The organism is Aeromonas sp. s1(2024) (assembly GCF_040908005.1).
GTDB classification, from domain to species: Bacteria; Pseudomonadota; Gammaproteobacteria; order Enterobacterales; family Aeromonadaceae; genus Aeromonas; species Aeromonas caviae.
In genome coordinates this window covers 1-4,314 of record NZ_JBFOCW010000093.1, presented here as the reverse complement: position 1 = coordinate 4,314, position 4,314 = coordinate 1, and the positions used below count along the sequence as shown (strand labels likewise).

Annotated in this window: 5 protein-coding genes and 3 pseudogenes; 3 read left to right on the top strand and 5 right to left on the bottom strand. The window is 52.5% G+C overall.

Annotated features, from left to right (window positions below; all coding sequences use genetic code 11):
* Positions 1-213 (top strand): zinc ribbon domain-containing protein (locus tag AB5Y70_RS21515; RefSeq protein WP_368175974.1); only part of this gene is annotated, 213 nt, incomplete at its 5' end.
* Between the two features lie 47 nt (positions 214-260).
* Here AB5Y70_RS21515 and AB5Y70_RS21510 read toward each other — a convergent pair.
* Positions 261-596 (bottom strand): annotated as a pseudogene (locus AB5Y70_RS21510) (radical SAM protein); the annotation flags it as partial.
* Positions 597-634: 38 nt separating this feature from the next.
* On the opposite strand from AB5Y70_RS21510, the gene AB5Y70_RS21505 reads away from it, so the two are divergent.
* On the top strand, positions 635-1,246 hold the full coding sequence (locus AB5Y70_RS21505) for a recombinase family protein (RefSeq protein ID WP_010674807.1): 612 nt from the start codon (positions 635-637) through the stop codon (positions 1,244-1,246).
* A 19-nt stretch (positions 1,247-1,265) separates the two neighbouring features.
* On the opposite strand, the gene AB5Y70_RS21500 is transcribed toward AB5Y70_RS21505, so the two are convergent.
* Positions 1,266-1,502, bottom strand: a complete 237-nt coding sequence (locus tag AB5Y70_RS21500; RefSeq protein WP_010674806.1) for a hypothetical protein — start codon at positions 1,500-1,502, stop codon at positions 1,266-1,268.
* Between the two features lie 404 nt (positions 1,503-1,906).
* Positions 1,907-2,149: pseudogene (locus tag AB5Y70_RS21495) on the bottom strand (radical SAM protein); the annotation flags it as partial.
* Positions 2,150-2,323: 174 nt separating this feature from the next.
* Here AB5Y70_RS21495 and AB5Y70_RS21490 point away from each other — a divergent pair.
* A complete protein-coding gene (locus tag AB5Y70_RS21490; RefSeq protein ID WP_010674803.1) occupies positions 2,324-2,914 on the top strand; it encodes a tetratricopeptide repeat protein in 591 nt (196 codons plus the stop codon).
* Positions 2,915-2,917: 3 nt separating this feature from the next.
* Here AB5Y70_RS21490 and AB5Y70_RS21485 read toward each other — a convergent pair whose 3' ends face one another.
* Positions 2,918-3,133, bottom strand: a complete 216-nt coding sequence (locus AB5Y70_RS21485; RefSeq protein ID WP_124245003.1) for a hypothetical protein — start codon at positions 3,131-3,133, stop codon at positions 2,918-2,920.
* Between the two features lie 176 nt (positions 3,134-3,309).
* Positions 3,310-4,226, bottom strand: a pseudogene (locus AB5Y70_RS21480) (IS5-like element ISAs13 family transposase).
* Positions 4,227-4,314 lie beyond the last annotated feature (88 nt).

Below are 4,314 nucleotides of genomic sequence, written 5' to 3'. Positions count from 1 at the left end.
TGCGCCTGTTGTGGGCATACTGCGAAGGATAACCGCCAGACGCAAAGCCAGTTTAAATGCGCTGCGTGTGGTTATGAGGCGAACGCCGATGTGAACGGCGCTCGCAATATTTTAGCGGCGGGACACGCCGTTTTAGCCTGTGGAGGCGTGGTGCAATCAGGCCGCCCGATGAAGCAGGAACCCGGTACTGCGCGAGCAGCTATCACCCAGTAATGGGAATCCCCCTCCTGTGACGCGAAGCGCTAAGGTGGGGAGGATGTCAACACCTGGCATAACCCTTCTCGGGCCAGCTCGGTCAGCAGATCGAGGTCGCGCAGGATCATGGCGCTCTTGGTGATGAGCCCTACCGGATGGCGATGAGCCAGCATCACCGTCAGGAGTTCACGAGTCAGGCGATAGTGGTGCTCGATGGGTTGATAGGGATCGGTATTGGCCCCCAGCACGATGGTTTGTGGCTGATAGGCTGGTTTGGCAAACTCCCGTCGCAGCAGCTCGGCAGCATTGATTTTGGCAAACAGCTTGCTCTCGAAATCCAGCCCGGGTGAGAGCTCAAGGTAGGCGTGGCTGGGTCTGGCATAGCAGTAGATGCAGCCGTGTTACTCTAAAAGACACTACACCGATTCCGGGGCTGACCATGCAGCGCAAATGCTATCCATACATCCGTTTCTCGACCAAGAAGCAAGAATTTGGCACGTCCTACGCTCGTCAGAGCGACATTGAGAGCTTCCTTGAACGCCATAGTCTCGTTGTAGACACCACGCTGGAAGACCTTGGTGTGTCGGCATTCCGTGGCAAAAACGCTACCCAAGGTCAGCTTGGCTGTTTCATTGATCTCGTCCAAAGCGGGCTTGTCGAGCCGAACAGCATTTTGCTGATTGAAAACTTTGACAGGCTTTCAAGACAGAAAATCATCAAATCAACACGCATTTTCAGTGACCTATTGAGTCAAGGAATTGATATTGCAATTCTCGACACTGGCAAAATCTACACTCGTGAGAACCTTATAAGCTCCGATTTTTTCAATGTCATTATCGAATTTGACAGGGCCAACAAAGAGTCTGAACGAAAATCAGATTTCACAAGTGCTGCTTGGAACATTTATCGAAAAGAAATGCGTTCGTTAAAAATTCCCAAAACTCGAAAAACCCCAAGCTGGATTGCTGTTGAAGATTCTATCAGAAACAAAGACCCAGGGAAGGTGCGAATAAGTCATATGGCACGAGAGCATTTACTGGTAACCCATTGATATTAAATGACTAAAATTTTCATTTTTTGTTCTTGGGATACTTGTTCGCACTTTCCTTTTCTTTTGCTGTGTATTTTTTAAACGCAAAAACAATCAGCCACAAGGTTGTGGATATGACGAATATAAAAATGAAGGATACCATACGATGCACATAACCAACATTATAATTTCCATTCATTGATGAATATAGTGCAAGGCCAAAATTTATAGCGATTATCAAAAGCGAACCGAGTGAAAAAAACTTCAAAATTTTCATCGACTATTCCTTATCAATTAATTTTTCAGATGGAGCGGTAAAGTAAGCTATCAGCCCGAACATTAAAATTATAGGCCCAAGAACGTATGTCACCTGAACGCCTATATATGAAACGGTGCACCAGATTAATATGTATAGTGCTAATGCTCCTAAGCATATCGCCAGAGATTTTTCATATATCCATTTTTTCATTAGCCCCAACTCCTTAATTACATGCCAAAACGATATCATTTCGGCCACAATTTTTCACTCCTTACGGGCTGATGCTCACTAATGGAAGGTGCGAATAAGTCATATGGCACGAGAGCATTTACTGGTAACCCATTGATATTAAATGACTAAAATTTTCATTTTTTGTTCGTGGGATACTTGTTCGCACTTTCCCTAATGTCTTAGTGTCTTATAGCATGACACAGGCAGCCATGCTCGCACCCCTGATAGGGATTGATGGAGCGACCGAAGGGAAGATCCGGCGAATCGTTGTAGCTGATGATGCTGCGGGCGCTGATCTCCGTCACCTCGGTGCGGGGAGCGCTGGCGGCAAATGCCGCGTCCCAGTCGCTCTGACTCCAGCCGTCGTCAACTGGTTCGATTTGCGGGCCGCTGAAGCGGTGCTCGACATTGTGGTTCGCGCCTCGTCCTGCCATCACATCACCAATGCACTGTTTATATATACAGTTATTTTGTTGTGTAGCCCCTCAAACTGCAAGTTCGCAAAGAGCGACCCCATGAAAGAGGGTGAACCCAGGTGATCTCCTGCTTGATCTGTTGCTACATTTCGTTTACATAGACGAAATGCGAACCAGATCACGGAAAATGTCATGCAACCTACTATCGCCCGCTGGCTCTTCATCGCCCTCATTGCGCTGGTCATCTGGCGTCTGATCCCGCTCTCCACTGAGCAGGAGCTGGCGGCGGCCAACCGCGCCTGGCGGACAGGGCACTTTGATGAGGCGACCCGGATCTGGACGCCGCTGGCGGAGCAGGGCCAGCCACGGGCACAGGCGCTGATGGGTTGGAGCCATGAAGTGGGGCAGGGGAGCGAGCAGGATATGGATCGCGCCATCCGACTCTATCGTCAGGCTGCGCAGGCGGGGGACGCTCTCGGCCAGTATCGGCTGGGAGAGGTCTATCTGCGCGGGGCCGGGGTGAAGCGGGATCTGCACGAGGCGTTTCGCTGGATGGAGCTGGCAGCCAGGAACGGTGATGTGCCCGCCATGCTGAAGGTGGGCATCCTGCAACTGATGGGGGTCAACGGGCGGGTTGAACTGGCCGAGGCGAAGCAGTGGCTCTATCAGGCCTCGCAAAAGGGCAACAAGATGGCACTCCAGGTGTTGCAGGAGATGGCGCTGGCCGAGGAGGGGCGCAGCGCCTTCGATTTCAATGGCCACTCTTTTCTGAACGCCGGCTAGGGATCAACGGCTGGCGGTGACTTTGCCGGGCGTCACGTCCGTGACATAGAGGGTACTGCGCTCGGCACTGTGGACGATGCTGCATACCTCCCGCTTGCTGCCATCGCCCAGGATCACCAGCTCACCGATATGGACGGGACAGTGAGTCGTGAGAAGGTGATCCGGATGAACCAGCTTTTCTGCATGCTCCGGAAATGAAATGTCGTAGGTGTACATCATGCTCTCCTTGCTTTGGCTGACGCCTCAATCTGGTACAGGGTATGGCAGCAGAAGGGCGCCCTCGCAAGTAGGACAGGTTAACACCCGCGCTTAGACGGTATGCAAAATCGCCAAGACAGCGGCGCTGTTTCCCAAATCAACCATCAAGCCACAACTGCCCCAGCCCCAAGTGACCGTTACACTCGGGGCTTTCTGACAGGCAGACCAAGGGTATTCAGTTTGTTTATGGCACTGACATACGCCATGACTTCTCCCACTTGGCCATTGTAGTTACGCAGACTGATTCTCCCCGCCAGCAACTGCTTGAACCGATACATCGCCGTTTCCGCCAGCGAGCGACGGTGATACCCCGATATCTTCTTCCAGTGCGCCAGCCCTTCCTTGCGCATCACCAGCACAGCCTCATTTCTTGGATGTCCTTTTTCCCATAGCCCAGCGTTCTTGCGAGGCGGGATACAGGCTGTCGCCCCTTTGCGCGAGATTAGCTGATGGCTGGCTTTGCTGTCATAGGCGCCATCCGCATAAACACGTCCCAGCTTGCGCCGCAGTGGGTTGAGCAAGGTCGGCAACACCTCGGCATCATGGACATTTTCCAGCGAGACTTCCGCCGCCACGATATCGTGGGTCACCGGGTCTACCGCCAGATGCAACTTGCGCCACACTCGCCGCTTCTCGGCGCCGTGTTTTCTGACCTTCCACTCGCCTTCACCAAATACCTTCAGGCCCGTCGAATCGATAACCAAGTCAGTGATGCGCCCCTTAGAGGGCTGTCGATAAGCCACCGCCACCGTGCGTGCTCGCTTGCTGACACAGCTGTAATCGGGGGCACAAAGCGGTACGTTCATCAACTCGAACAGGGAGTCGAGTAGTCCCTGGGTGCCCGCAGAGTGAGGTTGAAAATCCCCTTGAGCATCAGGAAGGTGCAGATGGTCTGGTCAGTGTATAGTTGGCTGCGGCCCCGCCGCCCATGATGGCCGTGGTGAAAGCAGTTGTTCATGGCCTCGGCATCAACCCAGAAGGTGAGTGAACCACGGTTAATCAAAGATTTGTTGTATGTAGGCCAGTTGGTGATGGGGTGAAGCGACGTGCTCATGATGCAGACTTGAAGGAGATGGTGGTGATCAGATCACCAAGTCCTCAGTTAGTTCCATTCAAGCTGCATCGATTTGGGCAACAACGCC